Below are 19,316 nucleotides of genomic sequence, written 5' to 3' on the forward strand. Positions count from 1 at the left end.
CATGACCGATCATCATAGCGACATCGATTCCGTCACCGGCAAGTCCACCACCGGACATGAGTGGGACGGCATCAAGGAGCTCAACACGCCGCTGCCGCGCTGGTGGGTGATCACCTTCTACCTCACCATCGTCTGGGCGATCGCCTACTGGGTCGTCTATCCGGCCTGGCCCCTGATCTCCAGCAATACCACGGGCATGTTCGGATACTCGTCCCGGGCCGACGTCGCGGTCGAGCTCGCCAATCTCGACAAGATCCGGGGTGACAAGATGGTGGCGCTGGGCGCGGCCTCGCTCGCCGACATCGAGAAGGATCCGGCCTTGCTGGCGCTTGCGCGCGCCAAGGGCAAGACCGTGTTCGGCGACAATTGCGCGCCGTGCCACGGCTCGGGCGGCGCCGGCGCGAAGGGCTTCCCGAACCTCAACGACGACGACTGGCTGTGGGGCGGCACGCTCGACCAGATCATGCAGACCATCCAGTTCGGCGCGCGTTCCGGCCACGCCAAGGCGCATGAGGGCCAGATGCTCGCCTTCGGCAAGGATGGCGTGCTGAAGGGCGACGAGATCGTCACCGCCGCCAATTACGTGCGCTCGCTGTCGGGCCTGTCGACCCGCAACGGCTTCGACCCCGCCAAGGGGCAGAAAATCTTTGCGGAGAATTGCGTCGCCTGCCACGGCGACGGCGGCAAGGGCAACCAGGAGATGGGCGCACCCGATCTGACCGACAAGATCTGGCTGTACGGCTCGGACGAGGCGACCCTGATCGAGACGATCAGCCAGGGCCGCGCCGGCGTCATGCCGGCCTGGGAAGGGCGGCTCGATCCCGCCACCATCAAGGCGATGGCAGTTTACGTCCACTCGCTGGGCGGTGGAAAATAGCCTGCCGGCGGCAGGCGGGGGCGAACAAAAGCGCCCCCGCTTGAGCTGGATCAACTGACGCGCGCGCGCCGGGTCTAGGTTCAATCGCACCTTTTCGAAAAGCACCAGGCGATGAACAAGACCGTGAATCCGAACGACCTCACATTGGAAGACGACAACGGGCCGCTCTACGCAGCCCGGAAGAAGGTCTATCCCCAGAGTATCTCCGGCACCTTCCGCCGGATCAAATGGGGCCTGATGGCGTTCTGCCTCGGCGTCTACTACTTCCTGCCCTTCGTGCGCTGGAATCGCGGCCTCGGTGCTCCCAGCCAGGCGGTGCTGATAGACCTTCCCAACAGCCGCTTCTATTTCTTCTTCATCGAGCTGTGGCCGCAGGAGGTCTACTACTTCACCGGGCTGCTGATCGTCGCTGCGGTGGCGCTGTTCCTGATGAACTCGGTCGGCGGCCGCATCTGGTGCGGCTATCTCTGCCCGCAGACGGTGTGGACCGATTTGTTCTATGCCGTCGAGCGCCTGATCGAGGGCGACCGGCGCGAGCGGATGAAGAAGGACAAGTCGTCCGACCCGATGAGGCTCGAGCGCATCTCCGAGATCGTGCTCAAGCATTCGATCTGGCTGCTGATCGCGTGGTGGACCGGCGGCGCCTGGGTGCTCTATTTCAACGATGCGCCGACGCTGGTGAAGGAGCTCGTCACCTTCCAGGCGCCGATGATCGCCTATATCTGGATCGGCATCCTCACCGCGACGACCTACGTGCTCGCCGGCTTCATGCGCGAGCAGGTCTGCACCTACATGTGCCCGTGGCCGCGCATCCAGGCGGCCCTGACCGACGAATGGGCGCTGAACGTCACCTATCGCTACGACCGCGGCGAGAAGCGCACCTCGGTCAAGAAGGCGGCCGAACTGCGCGCGCTCGGTCAGCAGGTCGGCGACTGCGTCGACTGCTATCAATGCGTCGCGGTCTGCCCGACCGGCATCGACATCCGCAACGGGCCACAACTCGAATGCATCCAGTGCGGGCTCTGCATCGACGCCTGCGACAACGTCATGACCAAGATCGGCCGGCCGAAGCGGCTGATCGGCTACGACAACGACATCAACATCCAGCGCCGCCAGGACGGCAAGGCGCCGGTCTACAAGATCGTGCGCGCTCGAACCGTTGTCTACAGCGCGATCATCGCAGCCATCGGCGGTTTCATGATCTACACGCTCGCGACCCGCAGCCTGCTCGACGTCAACGTGTTGCACGACCGCAACCCGGTCGCGGTCAGGCTCAGCGACGGCTCGATCCGCAACGCCTACACGGTGCGTCTCCTCAACAAGAGCGGCTATGACCGCGTCGTTGCGATCGACGCGAACGGTCCGGCCAACTTGACGATTCACGTCGTCGGCGTCGATTCCGTAACGCCGGACCGGCCGATGATCGTGATCCCCCGCGATTCCACCAGCGAGCTGCGACTGCTGGTGACCGCGCCTGCAGAGGGCAATCCGGAGAAGTCGATTCCGGTCCGTTTCCACGTCACCGACATCGGGCTCGGCGAAGCCGCGTCCGCCACCGACAATTTCGTCTCGCCCTAGGATCAGGAGACTACCATGGCCTCCAAGCCGCTGACCGGAACCAAGGTGTTCCTGATGCTGGTCGCCTTCTTCGGAGTAGTGATCGGCGTCAACGTCACCATGATGAAGCTGGCGATCGCGACGCTGCCCGGCACCGACGTCGACAGCCCCTATGCCGCGAGCCTCGCCTACGACAGCGAGATTTCGGCGGCGCATGACCAGGATTCACGCAAATGGAAGGTCAACGCCCATATCGAGCGCCGTAACGATGGCGGCGCCGTTCTACAGGTCGAGGCGCGCGATGCCGCCGGCCAGCCGATCGCCGGGCTGAAATTCGGCGGCCGCCTGGAGCGGCCGACCGACAAGCGCGCCGATCTCGCGGTCGAGTTGTCGGAGTCCGGCATCGGCATCTATCGCGGCAATGCCGCGTCGGTTGCGCCGGGCCAGTGGGATCTGGTGATCGAGGGCGAGGCGCGGGGGACCCGCGTGTTCCTGTCGCGCAACCGCGTGATCCTGAACTGAAGGACTCCGTCATGCACGTCACGCGGGATTTCTCGCATTACGTCCGGACTGCGGGCGAAGGCGTCCAGCACATCGACCTCGCGGTCGAGGGCGTGCACTGCGCCGGCTGCATGGCCAAGATCGAACGCGGGCTGTCAGCCATCCCCGATGTCACCCTGGCGCGTGTGAACCTCACCAATCGCCGCGTCGCGCTGGAATGGAAGGCGGGCACGCTCGATCCCGCCCGCTTTATCGATCGGCTCGAAGAGCTCGGCTACAAGGCCTACCCCTACGAGACCGAGAGCGCGGAAGCGACGGAGGTCGCCGAATCCCGCTTCCTGCTGCGCTGCCTCGGTGTCGCCGCGTTCGCCACCATGAACGTGATGATGCTGTCGATCCCGGTGTGGTCGGGCAGCGCCGGCGACATGCTGCCCGAGCAGCGCGATTTCTTCCACTGGCTGTCGGCGCTGATCGCGCTGCCGGCGGCGGCCTATGCCGGACAGCCGTTCTTCCGCTCGGCCTGGCGCGCGCTGTCGCACAAGACCACCAACATGGACGTGCCGATCTCGATCGGGGTGTGCCTTGCGCTCGGCATGTCCGTGGTGGAGACCATTCACCACGCCGAACACGCTTATTTCGACGCGGCGATCATGCTGCTCACGTTCCTGCTGGTGGGCCGCGTCCTTGACCAGAACATGCGGCGGCGGACCCGCGCCGTCGCCGGCAATCTCGCGGCACTCAAGGCCGAAACCGCGGCCAAGTTCGTCGGCCCCGATGAAATATCGCAGGTGCCGGTGGCGGCGATCCATCCCGGCGACATCGTGCTGCTGCGGCCCGGCGAGCGCTGCGCGGTCGACGGCACCGTGATCGAGGGACGCTCCGAAATCGACCAGAGCCTGATCACCGGCGAGACGCTCTATGTCACGGCCGGGCAGGGCACGCCGGTCTATGCGGGCTCCATGAACATCTCCGGCACACTGCGGGTGCGCGTTTCGGCGGCCTCCGAAGCGACGCTGCTGGCCGAGATCACCCGACTGCTCGACAACGCGCTGCAGGCGCGCTCGCGCTACATGCGTCTCGCCGACCGCGCCTCGCGGCTCTACGCGCCCGTGGTGCACGCCACCGCGCTCATCACCATCCTCGGCTGGGTCATCGCGGGCGCCGGCTGGCACGATGCGATCGTTACCGGCGTGGCCGTGCTGATCATCACCTGTCCCTGTGCGCTCGGCCTTGCGATCCCGACCGTGCAGACGGTCGCCTCGGGCGCAATGTTCAAGGCGGGCGTGCTGCTCAATTCCGGCGATGCCATCGAGCGCCTCGCCGAAGCCGACCACGTCATCTTCGACAAGACGGGCACGCTGACGCTGCCGGAGCTCGAGGTCACGAATGCGGCCGACATTCCCGCCGCCATCTTCGATCTCGCCGGCCGCCTCGCGCTGTCGAGCCATCATCCGGTCGCCGCCGCGGTCGCGCAGGCCGCCGACGCGAAATCGCCGATCGTCGGCGCTGTCGAAGAGGCCGGGCAGGGCGTGCGCGCGACTGTGGACGGCGTCGAGATCCGTCTCGGCCGGCCTTCCTTCTGCGGCGCGGAGGCGTTGATCGGCCGCGCCACGCTCGATCCCGAAGCCTCCATCGTGGCCTTCAGCAAGGGGGCTGAAAAATTCGTGCTTTCGGTGCGTCAAGGTCTGCGCCCGGATGCGCATGCCGTGATCGCGGCGTTGAAGATGCGCAATCTCGGCATCGAGATTCTCTCCGGTGACCGTGAGCCCGCGGTGACGGCGGCGGCCCACGCGCTCGGCATTCCGGAATGGCGCGCCGGCGTCACGCCGGCCGACAAGATCGCGCGGATCGAGGAACTGAAGCAGCGAGGCGCAAAGGTGCTGATGGTCGGTGACGGCATGAATGACGCTCCGTCGCTTGCGGCGGCGCACGTCTCGATGTCGCCGATTTCGGCCGCGCATTTGAGCCAGGCGACCGCCGATCTCGTCTTCCTCGGCCGGCCGCTGGCGCCGGTCGTCGCCGCCATCGATTCCGCGCGCAGAGCGCGGCACCTGATGCGGCAAAATCTCTGGCTTGCGATCGGCTACAACGTCCTCGCGGTGCCGGTCGCGATCAGCGGAATCGTGACGCCCCTGATCGCGGCAGCCGCCATGAGCGGATCGTCGATCCTGGTCATGCTGAATTCGCTGCGGGCGCGCAGCGCCTCTCGGGAGGTCGTGTGATGGAGATTCTGGTCATCCTGGTCCCGCTGGCGCTGATGCTCGGTGGCGCCGGTCTCGTCGCCTTCCTCTGGTCGCTCCGGAGCGGCCAGTACGACGATCTCGACGGCGCCGCCTGGCGCGCCATCGCCGACGACGAGCCGCCGCAGGAAGCTCCGGCCAAGCGTTAGCGCTTCAACGCGAATGTGAGCAGGGCGGCGGCCGCGAGAGCTACGCCGATTCCGGTGACGCACGCATGCCAGCCGAAGGCGTCGAACAGGCGTCCGAGCACGGCCGTGCCGACAAGCCCGCCACAGAAATAGCACGCCAGATAGGTGCCGCTGGCGACGCCTCGATTGTCGGCCGCAGCCTGTCCGACGAACCCGGTGGCGACCGCCTGCGCGAAGAAGGTGCCGATTCCGACCAGGATCATGCCGGCGAGCACTTCGCCCAGATGCGGCGCCAGCAGCAGCGGCAGGCCTAATCCAGCGACGGCCAGCGAGCCCCAGATCGTCGGTCGCGTTCCCAGGCGTGCCGCCACCTTGCCGGCCAGCAACGTCGTGACGACCGACGGCAGGAAGACGAAATAGACGAGGCCGAGGTCCATCATGCCGAGCGACAGCGGCGGGCGGACCAGCACGAAGTTGACGAAAGTGAAGGTGCCGATGAAGGCGAACAGGATGCAGAAGCCGATGCCGAAGGCGGCGCGCAGCCGCGGATTTCGCCAATGCGCGATCATGGCGGGGAGCGGTGATCCCGCCGGCATCATCGTGTGCATCGGTTGAACGTGCTTGATGGTGAAATAGACCAGCACGGCGCCGGCGAGATTGAGGGCTGCAAAGAAATAGAAATTCCAGGCGAGGCCCAGACCGTCGGCGACCGCCGCCGAGATCAGCCGGCCGATCAGGTTGCTCGCGACGTTTCCGGTGATATAGGCGGCAAAAGCGCCGCCGGCGTCCATGGCGCTGCATTGTTCGCCGAGATATGCGAGCGTGAGCGCGAAGGCGGACGCCATGCAAAGGCCCTGCACGACGCGCAGAGCGGTAAAGACGGCAAGATTGGGAGCGGTCGCCAGCAGGCCGGTAGGGATCGCCAGAAACAGGAGGCTGAGCAGGATGCCGGTCCGCCGGTTGATGCGCGGACTGAAGAAGCCGACGACGAGGCTCGCGACGGCCATGCCGAAGGTGCTGGCGTTGACGGCAAAGCCCATCGCTGCCGGCGTGACCCCGTAATGACGGGTCAGCGAGGGCAGGATCGCCTGGGTCGCGAACAGGTCGACGACGGTCAGGAAGGCGGTCAAGCCGATCACGAGCGAGCGAAGCGCGAGCCCCGGCGAATGTGCGTCCATCGGTATCCTGATCGGCTTCATCCGTACGGACAGATCGGTCATGGCGTAGCATCTCCGGTGGGGGATGTGGCGCCCGGCATGCCGGATGGCATGGGGATTTCGGACGCCACATCCTGTAACGAACGCGCTGGGGCCTGAGGCGCTCGTCACATGTTGTGGTCGTGCGGATCCTTGCGGACGTCGCCGACATAGAGAATGACCGTCTCCTTGCCGAGGTTCTTCCACCAGTGCGAGGTGCCGTGGACTTCAGGGCGGAGGTCGCCGGCCTTGTGCACGATCGGATCGATGCAGTTGGAGGCGTGTTCGACGATCTCGCCCTGCTGCACGAAGATCAGGGCAGGGCGGTCGTCATGGCTGTGCCAGGGCACGATGCCGCCGGGCGCGATCGTCAGCTTGCGGAAGCGCAACTCGCGGCCTTCGATATGCGCCGGTTGCTTGCCGAGGTCGATGGCACCGAGCGTGACGTCGGTGACGCCGACGGGCTTGTAGTCGACCATCTGTTGCGCGTTCGGCTTGACCTTGTCGGCCGGACACTCGCCGGCGGACGCCGGTTGCGCCGAAACCATGAGGGCTCCGGCAAGCACGATGCCGGAACAGATCACGCGCGATGCGATGGGATGCTTGAACACGGGGAGGTCTCCTTTGTTGGCCGTGACCCCGCTGGTCGCCGGCGATGGCATCAGCTTCGTCGAAGCAGCCCTTGTGCTGAAATGCCCTCTTGCTCTCGATGCGATAGCCCCGCGCTATCGCGGCGCGATAGGCCGCAGCTATCGAACTGATTGGGTATCGGTATTGCCCCTCGACGAAGATTCGCGCTCGGATGGTGGATGCCCCCTTGCGGGAAGGGGCGAACGCAAAAATAATGCGAACTCCTGCTGCCGGAGCGGAAGATGACCTCACTCTCACCAGCGGATGCCGAACGGCTCAAGCTCGCCTTCCAGCGCTGCCGCGACATGGATGGTACGCTGAACGAACAGCTCCGCGCCTATGCCGATGCCAGCCGCGAGGTCTTTCCGGCCTATGGCGAGGCTGTCGATCGCCTGGTAGCGCGACTGGGCGAGAACGGCGGCGGCGCGACGGCGCCGCTCCCGGGCGATGCGATGCCGCCATTCATGCTGCCGGACGAAAGCGGACATCTCGTCACGCTGCCTGCGCTGCTGGAGAGCGGCCCGGTCGCCGTGATGTTCTTCCGCGGCCATTGGTGTCCTTATTGCCGGCTCAATGTCCGCGCGGTGGTCCATGCGCTGGATCGCATCGAGGCCATGGGTGCGCGGATCGTCGCAGTCATGCCGGAGACGCAGGAATTCACCGGGCAGCTCAAGGCGGAAGCGGGTGCGCCATTTCCGATCCTGACCGATCTCGACAACGGCTATGCGCTGTCGCTGGATCTCGCGATCTGGCTCGGCACCGAGATCCAGGGCCTGTTGTCCTATCAGGACATGAATAAATTCCACGGCAATGACGGCTGGATGCTGCCGATTCCGGCCGTGTTCGTGGTCGGTCGCGACGGGATCGTGAAAGCCCGCTTCGTCGATCCCGATTTTCGCAAGCGCATGGAGATCGATGATCTCCTCGCGGCGCTGGAGAGCGCGAGTCGGGAGAACTGAGCCTGAAGGTTTGATGGCGCGGCATGTTCTTCCCCCCTCCCACAGGGGGAGGAAGGAAGAAGAGCCGCGATCGTTCTACCAGCTATCCCGCGATTGTCCGCCAGTCCGCACCGCGCAGCATCCGCATCACGGCGTTGGCCACCGCCGTACGTTGCCGGCCGGCGACGCCGTAGAGACTGACCGTGCGGCGCGCGTCCAGCCCGGTGACTGCGGTGCGTTTCAGGCTCTCCGGCACAGGCGAGGTGCGGGGCATCATGGCGATGCCGATATCGGCTTCCACGAGTTCGATCAGGTCGTGCTCGCTTGAAATCTCGTGGCCCTGATCGACGTCGATGCCATGCTCTCGCAAGCTCGCGGAGATGCGCCGCGAATGCTCGCAGAAGGTTCGGCTGAGAAATTGTTCCGCGTGCAGATCGTCCAGCTCGATTATGTCGCGCTCCGCGAGCCGATGCTCCTTGCTCAAGACAAGCTCGAAAGCCTCGGTGAACAGCGGCCAGACGTCGAGCCGATCCCAGGATTCATCGATCTCGGCGGCGATGCCGAGCTCGGCTTCACCTTTCTTCAGGAGATCGGCGACCTCGCGGCTCGTTCCGCGCAGGAAGCGCAATTCGAGCCGGTTGAACTGCCGCTTGATCTCGCTGAGATGGGGAATGAGCAGGGCCAGATCGATCGAATGCGCCAGTGCGATGCGCAGTGCGCCGATCTCGCCGCCCTTGAACGAGGAGGCGAGCGAGCGCGCGCCGGCAGCGGCGTCATAGCACTGCTTCAGCAGCGGGTGCATACGCTGGCCGAGTTCGGTCAATTGAGACGCCGGCCGCTCGCGACGGAACAGGTCGCCGCCGAGCTCGGCCTCGAGCTGCTTGATCGCGCGTGTCAGCGACGGTTGCGTCACGTTGCATTCCTCGGCGGCGCGCGTGAAGTTCAACAGCTGCGCCACCGCGAGGAAATAGCGGACCTGGTGCATTTCCATGGATCGGCTCCGAGCAAGACCGGCCGCAAATCTAGCCGATCGGGCCGGGGAAAGACATCCCGCCCGCGATAGCGCGCGCGTATGGTTTCGGAAGCCAGCCGGTATTTCCGTTCGAGCCGGCGGTCCTCCAGAGTTCTGCGGAAGCCCGGACTTGCCATCGCTTTGGGCCATCGTCTTGGGCCATCGTCTTGGGCGATCGCCAACGGAGGATCTTGCCATGAACATCCCGGTGAAACTGCAGACGTCCGACCTCGCACGTGCTCTGGCCGGCAAGGTGGCGCTTGTCACGGGTTCGACCAGCGGCATCGGACTTGGCATCGCCAGAGCGCTGGCCGCAGCCGGTGCCGATATCGTGTTGAACGGCCTCGGTGTCGCGGCCGAGATCGGCCGGACGCGCGAGCAGATCGCCGCCGAATTCGGTGTCAGGGCGAGCTATTCGTCGGCGGACATGACGAGGCCGAGGTCGATTGCCGAGATGATGGCGGCCACGATCGCCGAGTCCGGCCGGCTCGATATCCTGGTCAACAACGCCGGCATTCAGCATATCGCGCCGCTCGACCAATTTCCGGTCGAGAAATGGGACCAGATCCTCGCAATCAACCTGTCATCGGCGTTCCACACCACGCGGCTCGCACTACCCGCGATGCGCGAGAACGGCTTTGGCCGGATCATCAACATCGCCTCGGCGCATGGCCTGGTCGGCTCGCCGTTCAAGGCGGCCTACGTCACGGCCAAGCACGGCATCGTCGGCCTGACGAAGGTCACGGCGCTGGAGACCGCCGAGCAAGGCATCACCTGCAACGCGATCTGTCCCGGCTACGTCTACACGCCGCTGGTCGAGGCGCAGATCGACGGGCAGGCCAGGGCGCACGGCATCTCGCACGATCAGGTCATCCGCGACGTCTTGCTCGCCCAGCAGCCGAACAAGCGTTTTGCCACGGTCGAGGAGCTCGGCGCGCTCTCTGTATTCCTGTCGACCGATGCGGCCGGCTCGATCACGGGAATCGCACTGCCGGTCGACGGCGGCTGGACGGCGCATTAGCATGAGCCGCGGTAGCCTGGGCAGGCGTAACAAGACGCAGCGGCCAGCGAATATTCGATCGGTGCAGGCTCACCAGGAGCGAGACATGAACGGCACGCAGGACAATACGCAACACAAGGGTAAGGACTTGCCGGGCCAGGTCGTGCTCGTGCTTCAGGGCGGTGGTGCGCTCGGATCCTACCAGGCCGGGGTGTATCAGGCGCTGCACGAGGCGGGGATCGAGCCGGACTGGGTCATCGGCACCTCGATCGGCGCCATCAATGCGAGCCTGATTGCGGGCAACGAGCCCGGACAGCGACTTGCACGCCTGAGGGAGTTCTGGAAGCGGATGGAGCAGAACCCGGTGTGGAATTTCCGCACCGCGTTTCCCGATTTCAACGAGAAACTTTCTTATTGGTCGACCGTCACCAATGGCATTCCCGGCTTCTTCCGGCCCAATGCTCTGGCGCACGCCGGCGATTCCTATCCGCTCGGCCCCGACAATGCCGGCTTCTATTCGACCGCGCCGCTCGAGAAGACACTGCTCGACCTTGTCGATTTCAGCCTGGTCAATCGTTGCGCGCCGCGGCTGACGGTTGGCGCGGCCCATGTCCGCACCAGCCAGATGCGCTATTTCGACAGCCGCGATGGTGAGCTGACGGTCAAGCACGTGATGGCCTCGGGCGCGCTGCCGCCGGCATTTCCTGCGGTGCGGATCGATGGCGATCTCTATTGGGACGGCGGCATCCTGTCGAACACGCCGACGGAGGCCGTGTTCGACGACAACCCGCGCAAGGACGCGCTGATCTTCTCCGTGCATCTGTGGAATCCCGTCGGCGCCGAGCCGACCACGATGGCGGAGGTGCTGAATCGGCACAAGGACGTGCAATATTCCAGCCGCATCGCAAGCCAGATCGTCCGCCAGCAGCAGGCTCATCGCCTGCGCCACGTCATCAACCAGTTGGCCGCGCGTCTGCCTGAGAGCGAGCGCAACGATCCGGCGGTTCGTGAACTGGCGAGCTATGGTTGCCCGACACGCATGCACGTCGTGCGCCTGCTCGCGCCGCAGCTCGACCGCGAGAACCACACCAAGGACATCGATTTCAGCCCGTCGGGCATCATGCGGCGGTGGGATGCGGGCTATGCTCACACGAGGTCTGTGCTCGAGCGAAAGCCGTGGGTCGGCGAATTCGACCCGCTCGCCGGTGTAGTGCTGCACGAGCATATGGACGTGCTGCCTATTGCGGCGGAGTGAGGGCGTTGTCCGTCATTGTTCTGCGTCGTGACGATTTCACGAGGACGCACTCCGGGTTATTGTGGCCGCGTCTTCATCGCGAGGCTTGCAATTGGTCGTTGAGAGCGATCTGGAATTAGCCCTCGATATCGTCCGCGCCAACGCGGCGGGACCGGTTGCCGGCGTGTTCGGTCCGACCTCGGTAACCTGGCAAATCGACCGGGAGGCCGTGATCTTTCTCGGCGCCGGCCGTGCGCTGCTGCTTCAACTCGCGCACCCCTGGGTCGCTGCCGCCATCGCCGAGCATTCGAAAACCTTTGCCGATCCGATCGGCCGTTTCCATCGCACCTTCGACATCGTCTTTGCCATGGTGTTCGGCTCGCTCGACCGTGCCTTGCTGTCGTCCCAGCAGCTGCACCGTCGCCATGCCATGATCGTCGGGCAAATGCCCCAGACGGTCGGTCCGTTCGCAGCGGGATCGCGCTATTGTGCCAACGACATCCCGTCGCTGCGCTGGGTCCATGCCACGCTGGTCGAGACCGCGCTGATGGCGCACGATCTGGTGCTGCCGCAGCTTTCGGCGGGAGAACGCGAGCGCTACTGGGCCGAGAGCCGGACTTTTGGTGCGTTGTTCGGATTGACGGCGGATGATCTGCCGGCGGACTGGGCCGGCTTTGCCGCCTACACCGCGGCGATGGTGCAGTCGGATACGCTCACCGTCAGCCCGGCGGCGCGCGAGATAGCGACGCAAATCTTCAGCGGCGCGCGCCCGTGGCTGCGGCCGCCACGGTGGTATCGCGCGCTCACGGCGAGCCTGCTGCCGGAGCGCTTGCGCGCGGGCTTTGGTTTTGAGCTTTGCGAGCGCGATATCAGGTCCGCCGACAACGCACTGAAATGGATCAGGCGCGTCTATCCGAGATTGCCCGATCGGCTGCGCTATGTCGGTCCCTATCAGGAAGCGCAGGCGCGGCTGCGGGGAGAGCCGCAGCCCGACTGGATGACCCGCTGCCTCAACCGTGCCTGGATCGGGCGGCCGCGGATGGACCAGCGCCGGAAGGGGTGAACGGAGAATGTGGAAACGTCTCGGTCTCACGCCGACGCCAGCTTCCGGTACAGCGCGTTGTAGCTGCCGGCCGAGATGCTCCAGGAGAACGACCGTCCCATCGCGCTGCGGCGCATGGTGTCGAGCTGGTCCTGCGCCATGAAAGCCGAGAAGGCGCGGCGAACGCCGCCGAGGAAAGACTCGTGCGAGGGTTTCGAGAACAGGAATCCGGTCTCGCCGTCGGTGATGGTCTCGGCGAGGCCGCCGGTCTGGTGACCGATCGGCAGCGAGCCGAAGCGCTGGGCGTACATCTGGCTGAGCCCGCACGGCTCGAAGCGCGACGGCATCAATGTGAAGTCGCTGCCGGCGAAGATGCGGCGCGCCTGCGCGTCGTTGAAGCCGATCACGACCCCGATGGAGTCGGGACGGCGGCGATGTGCGTCGATCAGGGCCTGCTCGAGCGCGGGTTCGCCGGAGCCGGTGACCACGATCTGCCCCCCGGCATCGACGATCTCGTCGGCCGCCGCCAGCACGAGGTCGATGCCTTTCTGATGCACGAGGCGGGCGACGATGCCGAACATCGGGCCGCGCGATACCGCGAGCCCGAACTGCTTGCGCACATAGTCCGCATTGGCCTTCTTGCCGACCCAGTCGCCGGCGCCGAACTGCTGGGCGAGCTGGGCGCAGGAGCGCGGGTCCCAGCTCTCGTCGATGCCATTCAGGATGCCGGTGAGCTCCGAAGCGTCGGAGCGGACGCGAAGCAGGCCTTCGAGGCCGCAGCCGAATTCATCCGTGGTGATTTCCCGCGCGTAGGTGCCGCTGACGGTGGTGAGGTGCGAGGCGTAAACCAGCCCGGCCTTGAGGAAGGAGAGCTGATCGTAGAACTCGACGCCGTCGATGTGGAAGGAGCTCTCCGGTGCGCCGATCCGCCGCAACGAGTCCTTCGGGAACAGGCCCTGATAGGCGAGGTTGTGAATGGTCAGGATCGACGGCAGCTTGGCGCCGCGCCAGGCGAGGTAAGCCGGCACGAGCGAGGCCTGCCAGTCATTGGCATGGACCAGGTCTGCTGCCCAATTCTTGTCCAGCTTGCCCATGGCAAGCTCAGCGGCTGCCGAGGCGAAACGAGCGAAGCGGATGTCGTTGTCCGGCCAGTCGCGCCCGGACTCGTCGCCATAGGGATTGCCGGGCCGGTCATAGAGTTGCGAGCACAACAGCACATAGACCGGCAGGCCGTCCTTGGTCGCGGCCCGGCCGAGCGAGCAGGCCGGCATCTCCGCCAACGCCGGACAGCGGCCAACGATCTGAATATGCGTGAGTTGCTCGATGATGTCGCGGTAGCCGGGCAGCATGACCCGGATATCGGCGAAGGGGCGGAGGGCTCGGGGAAGAGCCGCGGAAACGGCTCCAAGTCCGCCGACGCGGACGAAGTCGTCCATCTCTGTCGTAACGAACAAGACCCTCAAGAACTGCTGCCCTCATCCGATCCCGTTTGCTGCTATGCAAGAACGGGTCCAGTTGCCCCTGGAATTCTCAAGCCCGCCCGCCTGACGCGTCCGTTCGGTAAAGACTTTCCTACTCAGCCGCCGCCCTCTAGGGTCGGCGCACCAACAATAGAGAACTTCGATAGTTCCTAAGCGACCGAGCACCGGCAAGGACGTAAGCAGGCATGCCACTAGCAGATAAGCATGAGGGGACGACGACAAAGGCCTTCGCGGGCCTCAGGGTTCTGGATTTTTCGACCACCATCGCCGGCCCCCATTGTGCCCGGATGCTCGCCGACATGGGCGCCGAGGTCATCAAGATCGAGACCGACGGCGGCGAGACGATGCGGACCCGGCCGCCGCTGCGCAAGGGCTGCAGCACCGTGTTCGGCCAGCTCAATGTCGGCAAGAAGAGCGTCGTGCTCGATCTCAAATCCGAAGACGGCAGGGAGGCGGTGCGCCGGCTGGCCGCGACCGCCGACATCCTGGTCGAGAACTTTCGCCCCGGCGTGATGCGCCGCCTGCGGCTCGACTACGACGATCTGCGGCCGGTCAATCCGAAGCTGATCTACTGCTCGATCTCCGGCTACGGCCAGAGCGGTCCCTCGGCCGAGCTGCCGGCCTACGCGCCGGTGATCCATGCGGCCTCCGGCTACGACATGGCGCATCTGGCCTACCAGCCCGGCCGCAGCCGTCCGGACTATTGCGGCATCTACCATGCCGACGTCGTCACCGGCACCTACGGTTTTGGCGCGATCGCGTCGGCGCTCTATCAGCGCACGGTCACGGGCCTCGGCCAGCACATCGACGTCTCCATGCTGGAATCGATGCTGACGCTGACAGTGATCGAGTTGCAGAGCTCGCAGTTCACCGTGAAGCCGCCGCCGCGGCCGATGTTCGGGCCGACCGAGACGGCCAATGGCTACGTCATGATCACGGTCGCGAGCGAGAAGACGTTTCAGGGATTGATGGGCGTGATCGGCCGCCCCGAATGGATCTCCGACCCGCGCTTCTCCGTCTACGCCGCGCGGCGCGAGAACTGGGCCGATTTGATGGACGGTGTGGAAGCCTGGTCGCGCCAACTCACGACCGACGCATGCCTCGTCGCGCTTGGCGCGGCCGGCGTGCCGGCCTCGGCCTATCGAACCGTGTCCGAGGCGCTGGCCGATCCGCAACTCGCGCATCGCCGCGCTCTCTCGTCCGTGGAGGACGCAGGCGGCTCGTTCCAGGTCCTCAATCTGCCGTTCCGGATGTCGGGCGCCGACACCGCGCCGGCCAGAACGATGGCCGTGCTCGGCGAGCACACGGACGCATTGCGCCAGGAAATCGGCCTCGCCGACGATGCCCCAATTCCGTCAGGCAAAACGGCCGTTCAGGGCTGAAGCGGGGCTGAAGAGGGGCCCGCTGCGGCGGGCAATGCGGCCTTGCGCGCGGGCGCCTTGCCACCATCGGCCGCCGTCAACTAGACAGAGGCAAGTTTGTCTCGCCCCTCCGGCCATGGCATGGTGGCGCGGCAACAAGAAGCATGCGGGAGGACGCCGATGAAGAGTTTCAAGGTCGCCGATTTCAAGGCGCCGCTGCAGGAGTTCGACGAGGCCACGCCGCAGCCGTCGGGCACGCAGGTGCTGATCAAGGTGAAGGCCGCCGGCGTCTGCCACAGCGACCTCCACATCTGGGAAGGCGGCTACGATCTCGGCCATGGCCGCAAGCCGCTGTCGCTGAAGGACCGCGGCATCAACCTGCCGCTGACCATGGGTCACGAGACCGTCGGTGAGATCCTGGCGTTCGGACCCGACGTGAAGCCGACCGACCAGGGCGATCTCAAGCTCGGCGATGTCGGCCTCGTCTATCCCTGGATCGGCTGCGGCAAATGCGCGACGTGCCTCGCCGGTGACGAGAACATGTGCCTGACGCCGCGCTCGCTCGGCGTCTATTGCGACGGCGGCTATGCCGACCACATGCTGGTGCCGCATCCGCGCTACCTGCTCAATCTCAGGGGACTCGACCCGGCGTCGGCCGCACCCTATGCTTGCTCGGGCGTCACCACCTACAGCGCGCTGAAGAAGGTCGAGCAGTATTTCGACACGCCGATCGTGATGTTTGGCGCCGGCGGCCTCGGCCTGATGGCGCTGTCGCTGCTGAAAGCGATGGGCGGCAAGGGCGCGATCATGGTCGACATCGACGCCAGGAAGCGCGAGGCGGCGGAGAAGGCCGGCGCGCTCGCAACCGTGGATCCCAAGGCGCCGGATGCGCTGGAGCAACTCGCCAAAAAAGCGGGCGGCCCGATCCGCGCAGTGATCGACCTCGTCGGCAATGCCGCGACGACACAGCTCGGCTTCGATTGCCTCACCAAGGGCGGCAAGCTCGTCATCGTCGGCCTGTTCGGCGGCGGCGCGACCTGGGCGCTGCCGCTGATCCCGATCAAGGCGGTGTCGATCCAGGGCAGCTATGTCGGCAATTTGCGCGAGACGCAGGAATTGCTCGACCTCGTGCGCGCCAAGAATATACCGCCGATTCCGGTGACGCGGCAGCCACTCGCCAAGGCCAACGATGCACTGGTGCAGCTGCAGCAGGGCGCGGTGGTCGGGCGCACGGTGCTGACGCCGTAGCCAATGCTCTTTCCGCCGTCATTGCGAGGAGCGAAGCGACGAAGCAATCCAGGGTGTCTGTGCGGACGCATTTCTGGATTGCTTCGTCGCAAGAGCTCCTCGCAATGACGCGCTCCTCTTCGCGCAGGAACTCCAATGTCAGCAAACAACGCCTTCCACATTGCCGTGCTCGCTGGTGACGGCATCGGTCCCGAAGTCATGGCGCCGGCCATTGAAGTGCTGCGCAAGATCGAAGCCAAGTCGGGCCTCAGCTTTCGCTTCACCGAGGCGCCGGCCGGCGCCAACAATTATCTCGCGACCGGCAAGTCGATGCCGGATACGACGATCAAGCTGTGCGAGGAGGCGGACGCGATCCTGCTCGGGGCCTGCGGCCTGCCGTCGGTGCGCTACCCCGACAATACCGAGATCGCGCCGCAGATCGAGCTGCGTTTCATCTTCGATCTCTATGCCGGTGTACGTCCGGCGCGGCTCATTCCGGGTGTGCCGAGCCCGATCGTCGGCGCCGACACGCGCGGCATCGATCTCGTCGTGATCCGCGAGTCCACCGAAGGCCTGTTCGCCTCGATGGGCAAGGGCGTCGTTACCCATGAGGAGGCGCGCGAGACCATGGTGATCACGCGCAAAACCTCCGAGCGCCTGTTCGAGTTCTCGTTTCGCCTCGCCGAGCGTCGCAAGGCGCGCGGCAAGCCGGGGATGCTGACCTGCGTCGACAAGGCCAACGTGTTCAAGGCGTTTGCGTTCTTCCGCAGCATCTTCGACGAAATCGAGAAGCGTCATCCCGAGGTGAAGACCGACCGGCTCTATGTCGATGCCTGCTCGGCGATGCTGGTCAAGCGGCCCTGGGATTTCGACGTGATGGTGATGGAGAACATGTTCGGCGACATCGTCTCCGACATCACCGCGAGCCTGATCGGCGGCCTCGGCATGGCGCCGTCAGCCGACATCGGCGACAAATACGCCGTGTTCCAGCCGTGCCACGGCACCGCGCCTGATATCATGGGGCAGGGCAAGGCCAATCCCACCGGTATGATCCTGTCGGCGGCGATGATGCTGGACTGGCTCGCCGACAAGCACGGCGTCGAGAGCGCGGCGGAAGCCGGCGAGACGATCGAGCGTGCGGTGGATCAGGTTTATGCCGGCGGCATCAAGCCGATGGAGTTCGGCGGCAGCAACGGCACGGCTGATATTACGAAAGCTGTGCTCGCCGCGCTGTAGCCAATACATTTAGAGAAAAGGGGCCCAGTGGGCCCCTTCGTCATTCACCAGCGGCGCCAGTGGCGGTGGCCGCCCCAGCCCCACGGACGCGGACCGTAACCGTAGAAGCGTCGCGGGCCACCGTAATAGCCATAGGCGCGGTAATAGTTCGGACGCCACCAGCAGCGGCCCCAGGCATTGCAGACCATGCGCACCTGATCGACATTCGCGGCCGGACCGCTTGCGACGCGATCGGCCTGCGGGATGCCGTTCGGCATCGCTGCGATCGCTTGTCCCGACGCCAGCGCAGCGCTGCCGAGCGCAGCCAGACCGAGAACGGCAAACTTGATTTTCATCGCAATCTCCCTCGTTGGTGGCGGAAGAACTTGCGGGAGATCAGTTGGTTGCTACCGCAGCGAAGCGGCCGGGGAATTTAATCTTCCTGAATGAAAATTCAGCTTCGCGCGTTCGACGTCATTTGCCCTGGAACTGCGGCGTGCGCTTCTCCATGAAGGCCTGCCGGCCCTCGCGGAAATCCGCACTGTCCATGCAGGCCGTGCCGATCGCCTTGATCGCGTCCATGTCGCGCCCGCTCTCGTCCTTCAGCACCTGCGCGATGGTGATCCTGGCGGCCTTGATTGCGAGCGGGGCGTTCTGCGCGATCGTCTCGGCTACTCCCATGACCTCGCCCCAGAGCAGATCCTCCGGAAACACACGCTCGACGAGGCCAATACGCAACGCCTCCGCCGCATCGATCCGCATGCCCGTGTACATCAGAAAGCGCGCCCAGGACGGGCCGACCAGCGACACCAGGTGCCGCAAGCCGTCATAGCCATAGGCAATGCCGAGTTTTGCCGCGGGAATGCCGAACTGGCTGCCGTGGGAGGCGATGCGGATGTCGGCGAGCATCGCGACCTGCATGCCGCCGCCGAGACAAAAACCCTGGATGCAGGCAATGGTCGGCTTGGGGTAGTCGGCGAACAGCGCGCGCTGGGTGGCGCTGCGTTTGGCATATTCTTCGGACGCGGCGGCGTTGTGCCTGACCTTCTCGAACTGGCTGATGTCGGCGCCCGAGACGAAGGCCTTGCCGCCGGCGCCGCGCAGGATCACGACTCGCACGGCGTCGTCGTCGCGCAAGGCCGTCAGCGCCTCGCCAAATCCCTCCCACATCTCCAGCGACATCGCGTTGCGCTTGTCGGGATTGTTGAAGGTGACCACGCCGACGCCGCCGGCCGTGTGCTGGAGGATCTTGCCGTCGGCGTAGGATATTTCGGTCGTGCTGGACATGTCGGGCATCGCGCTCGCTTTTCGTTGGCGAGGCGCGATGTTCGGCCGGGGGGACGCCAGGGTCAACCGCGGCGAGGGAGGCGGCTTTGCATCCGCCTGTGCCGCGATTGCATGGCCGCTAGCGCGTCATATGCGCGGTCAGCGAGTGGCTGCCGGCATTGCTGAAGAATGCCAGTCGACCGAATGCGGGTCGATCGGGTTGTCGTGGGCGTCGAGCACCTCCATGTGCATGCGCGACAGGTAGGTCGGATCCTTGCGCATGTGCGCGGAGATCTCGGTCTTGGCGATCGAGGAGGGCACCGTCCAGGTCGGATTGAGGACCACGCTGGTGATCTGGGCCGTCAGTGTCGGCGAGGGCTTTCAGTCTTGCCGACGATCACGCGATAGCAC

19 protein-coding genes are annotated in these 19,316 nt (G+C 65.4%); 12 read left to right on the forward strand and 7 right to left on the reverse strand.

Annotated features, from left to right (window positions below; genetic code table 11):
* Position 1: 1 nt before the first annotated feature.
* The 5 genes from ccoP (at position 2) to ccoS (ending at position 5,324) form a co-directional block, all read left to right on the forward strand.
* A complete protein-coding gene (gene ccoP / locus JQ572_RS08940; RefSeq protein ID WP_211382641.1) occupies positions 2 to 877 on the forward strand; it encodes a cytochrome-c oxidase, cbb3-type subunit III in 876 nt (291 codons plus the stop codon).
* A 111-nt stretch (positions 878 to 988) separates the two neighbouring features.
* A complete protein-coding gene (gene ccoG / locus JQ572_RS08945) occupies positions 989 to 2,455 on the forward strand; it encodes a cytochrome c oxidase accessory protein CcoG (protein WP_211382642.1) in 1,467 nt (488 codons plus the stop codon).
* A gap of 15 nt (positions 2,456 to 2,470) precedes the next feature.
* Positions 2,471 to 2,956 (forward strand): FixH family protein, encoded by a 486-nt coding sequence (locus tag JQ572_RS08950; RefSeq protein WP_211382643.1) that lies wholly within the window; start codon positions 2,471 to 2,473, stop codon positions 2,954 to 2,956.
* An 11-nt stretch (positions 2,957 to 2,967) separates the two neighbouring features.
* On the forward strand, positions 2,968 to 5,157 hold the full coding sequence (locus JQ572_RS08955; protein ID WP_211382644.1) for a cation-translocating P-type ATPase: 2,190 nt from the start codon (positions 2,968 to 2,970) through the stop codon (positions 5,155 to 5,157).
* The gene (ccoS, locus tag JQ572_RS08960; RefSeq protein ID WP_008550618.1) at positions 5,157 to 5,324 is read left to right on the forward strand and encodes a cbb3-type cytochrome oxidase assembly protein CcoS; all 168 of its coding nucleotides are present in this window, start codon (positions 5,157 to 5,159) and stop codon (positions 5,322 to 5,324) included. The genes JQ572_RS08955 and ccoS overlap by 1 nt, the downstream gene beginning before the upstream one ends.
* On the opposite strand, the gene JQ572_RS08965 is transcribed toward ccoS, so the two are convergent.
* Both JQ572_RS08965 and JQ572_RS08970 read right to left on the reverse strand, forming a co-directional pair.
* Positions 5,321 to 6,523 (reverse strand): MFS transporter, encoded by a 1,203-nt coding sequence (locus tag JQ572_RS08965; protein WP_211382645.1) that lies wholly within the window; start codon positions 6,521 to 6,523, stop codon positions 5,321 to 5,323. The two genes, ccoS and JQ572_RS08965, sit on opposite strands and share 4 nt — an antisense overlap.
* 104 nt (positions 6,524 to 6,627) lie before the next feature.
* Complete coding sequence (locus JQ572_RS08970; RefSeq protein WP_372703058.1) at positions 6,628 to 7,047, reverse strand: cupin domain-containing protein; 420 nt, start codon at positions 7,045 to 7,047, stop codon at positions 6,628 to 6,630.
* Positions 7,048 to 7,371: 324 nt separating this feature from the next.
* On the opposite strand from JQ572_RS08970, the gene JQ572_RS08975 reads away from it, so the two are divergent.
* Positions 7,372 to 8,088, forward strand: a complete 717-nt coding sequence (locus JQ572_RS08975) for a peroxiredoxin-like family protein (protein ID WP_211382647.1) — start codon at positions 7,372 to 7,374, stop codon at positions 8,086 to 8,088.
* 82 nt (positions 8,089 to 8,170) lie between these two features.
* On the opposite strand, the gene JQ572_RS08980 is transcribed toward JQ572_RS08975, so the two are convergent.
* Complete coding sequence (locus tag JQ572_RS08980; protein WP_211382648.1) at positions 8,171 to 9,058, reverse strand: LysR family transcriptional regulator; 888 nt, start codon at positions 9,056 to 9,058, stop codon at positions 8,171 to 8,173.
* 217 nt (positions 9,059 to 9,275) lie between these two features.
* Here JQ572_RS08980 and JQ572_RS08985 point away from each other — a divergent pair, with 217 nt between their 5' ends.
* The 3 genes from JQ572_RS08985 to JQ572_RS08995 all read left to right on the forward strand — a co-directional run bounded on the left by JQ572_RS08985 (position 9,276) and on the right by JQ572_RS08995 (position 12,376).
* Positions 9,276 to 10,100, forward strand: coding sequence for a 3-hydroxybutyrate dehydrogenase (locus JQ572_RS08985; protein WP_211382649.1), 825 nt, complete (start codon positions 9,276 to 9,278; stop codon positions 10,098 to 10,100).
* Between the two features lie 85 nt (positions 10,101 to 10,185).
* Positions 10,186 to 11,334 (forward strand): patatin-like phospholipase family protein, encoded by a 1,149-nt coding sequence (locus JQ572_RS08990; protein WP_211382650.1) that lies wholly within the window; start codon positions 10,186 to 10,188, stop codon positions 11,332 to 11,334.
* 91 nt (positions 11,335 to 11,425) lie between these two features.
* Positions 11,426 to 12,376 (forward strand): oxygenase MpaB family protein, encoded by a 951-nt coding sequence (locus JQ572_RS08995; protein ID WP_211382651.1) that lies wholly within the window; start codon positions 11,426 to 11,428, stop codon positions 12,374 to 12,376.
* Positions 12,377 to 12,402: 26 nt separating this feature from the next.
* Here the strand turns inward: JQ572_RS08995 and glgA are convergent, their stop codons facing one another.
* Positions 12,403 to 13,818 carry a glycogen synthase GlgA gene (glgA, locus tag JQ572_RS09000; RefSeq protein WP_211382652.1) on the reverse strand — a complete coding sequence of 472 codons (1,416 nt, stop codon included), beginning with the start codon at positions 13,816 to 13,818 and terminating at the stop codon, positions 12,403 to 12,405.
* Between the two features lie 203 nt (positions 13,819 to 14,021).
* On the opposite strand from glgA, the gene JQ572_RS09005 reads away from it, so the two are divergent.
* The 3 genes from JQ572_RS09005 (at position 14,022) to JQ572_RS09015 (ending at position 17,660) form a co-directional block, all read left to right on the forward strand.
* On the forward strand, positions 14,022 to 15,218 hold the full coding sequence (locus JQ572_RS09005; protein ID WP_211382653.1) for a CaiB/BaiF CoA transferase family protein: 1,197 nt from the start codon (positions 14,022 to 14,024) through the stop codon (positions 15,216 to 15,218).
* 159 nt (positions 15,219 to 15,377) lie between these two features.
* On the forward strand, positions 15,378 to 16,445 hold the full coding sequence (locus JQ572_RS09010) for an alcohol dehydrogenase (protein ID WP_211382654.1): 1,068 nt from the start codon (positions 15,378 to 15,380) through the stop codon (positions 16,443 to 16,445).
* A gap of 135 nt (positions 16,446 to 16,580) precedes the next feature.
* Entirely contained in the window at positions 16,581 to 17,660 is a 1,080-nt protein-coding gene (locus JQ572_RS09015; RefSeq protein WP_211382655.1) for an isocitrate/isopropylmalate dehydrogenase family protein, read from the forward strand.
* Positions 17,661 to 17,704: 44 nt separating this feature from the next.
* On the opposite strand, the gene JQ572_RS09020 is transcribed toward JQ572_RS09015, so the two are convergent.
* The 3 genes from JQ572_RS09020 to JQ572_RS35040 form a co-directional block, all read right to left on the reverse strand.
* Positions 17,705 to 17,995 (reverse strand): hypothetical protein, encoded by a 291-nt coding sequence (locus tag JQ572_RS09020; protein ID WP_211382656.1) that lies wholly within the window; start codon positions 17,993 to 17,995, stop codon positions 17,705 to 17,707.
* Positions 17,996 to 18,113: 118 nt separating this feature from the next.
* Positions 18,114 to 18,935: an enoyl-CoA hydratase gene (locus JQ572_RS09025; RefSeq protein ID WP_211382657.1), complete on the reverse strand. Its 822-nt coding sequence runs from the start codon at positions 18,933 to 18,935 to the stop codon at positions 18,114 to 18,116.
* A 129-nt stretch (positions 18,936 to 19,064) separates the two neighbouring features.
* Positions 19,065 to 19,250, reverse strand: coding sequence for a hypothetical protein (locus JQ572_RS35040; RefSeq protein WP_256806466.1), 186 nt, complete (start codon positions 19,248 to 19,250; stop codon positions 19,065 to 19,067).
* Positions 19,251 to 19,316: the final 66 nt, after the last annotated feature.

The sequence above is a fragment of the Bradyrhizobium sp. SZCCT0153 genome (genome assembly GCF_018129995.1).
Lineage (GTDB): Bacteria > Pseudomonadota > Alphaproteobacteria > Rhizobiales > Xanthobacteraceae > Bradyrhizobium > Bradyrhizobium japonicum_G.

Bases quoted from the DNA above. Each gene is read 5' to 3' on its own strand.
- JQ572_RS08970 (WP_372703058.1), bottom strand. From the start codon at position 7,047: ATGGTTTCGGCGCAACCGGCGTCCGCCGGCGAGTGTCCGGCCGACAAG.
- JQ572_RS08950 (WP_211382643.1), top strand. From the start codon at position 2,471: ATGGCCTCCAAGCCGCTGACCGGAACCAAGGTGTTCCTGATGCTGGTC.
- JQ572_RS09010 (WP_211382654.1), top strand. From the start codon at position 15,378: ATGAAGAGTTTCAAGGTCGCCGATTTCAAGGCGCCGCTGCAGGAGTTC.
- ccoG (WP_211382642.1), top strand. From the start codon at position 989: ATGAACAAGACCGTGAATCCGAACGACCTCACATTGGAAGACGACAAC.
- ccoP (WP_211382641.1), top strand. From the start codon at position 2: ATGACCGATCATCATAGCGACATCGATTCCGTCACCGGCAAGTCCACC.
- JQ572_RS08985 (WP_211382649.1), top strand. From the start codon at position 9,276: ATGAACATCCCGGTGAAACTGCAGACGTCCGACCTCGCACGTGCTCTG.
- JQ572_RS08965 (WP_211382645.1), bottom strand. From the start codon at position 6,523: ATGACCGATCTGTCCGTACGGATGAAGCCGATCAGGATACCGATGGAC.
- JQ572_RS09020 (WP_211382656.1), bottom strand. From the start codon at position 17,995: ATGAAAATCAAGTTTGCCGTTCTCGGTCTGGCTGCGCTCGGCAGCGCT.
- JQ572_RS09005 (WP_211382653.1), top strand. From the start codon at position 14,022: ATGCCACTAGCAGATAAGCATGAGGGGACGACGACAAAGGCCTTCGCG.
- JQ572_RS08990 (WP_211382650.1), top strand. From the start codon at position 10,186: ATGAACGGCACGCAGGACAATACGCAACACAAGGGTAAGGACTTGCCG.
- JQ572_RS08980 (WP_211382648.1), bottom strand. From the start codon at position 9,058: ATGGAAATGCACCAGGTCCGCTATTTCCTCGCGGTGGCGCAGCTGTTG.
- JQ572_RS09025 (WP_211382657.1), bottom strand. From the start codon at position 18,935: ATGCCCGACATGTCCAGCACGACCGAAATATCCTACGCCGACGGCAAG.
- JQ572_RS08975 (WP_211382647.1), top strand. From the start codon at position 7,372: ATGACCTCACTCTCACCAGCGGATGCCGAACGGCTCAAGCTCGCCTTC.
- JQ572_RS09015 (WP_211382655.1), top strand. From the start codon at position 16,581: ATGTCAGCAAACAACGCCTTCCACATTGCCGTGCTCGCTGGTGACGGC.
- JQ572_RS08955 (WP_211382644.1), top strand. From the start codon at position 2,968: ATGCACGTCACGCGGGATTTCTCGCATTACGTCCGGACTGCGGGCGAA.
- ccoS (WP_008550618.1), top strand. From the start codon at position 5,157: ATGGAGATTCTGGTCATCCTGGTCCCGCTGGCGCTGATGCTCGGTGGC.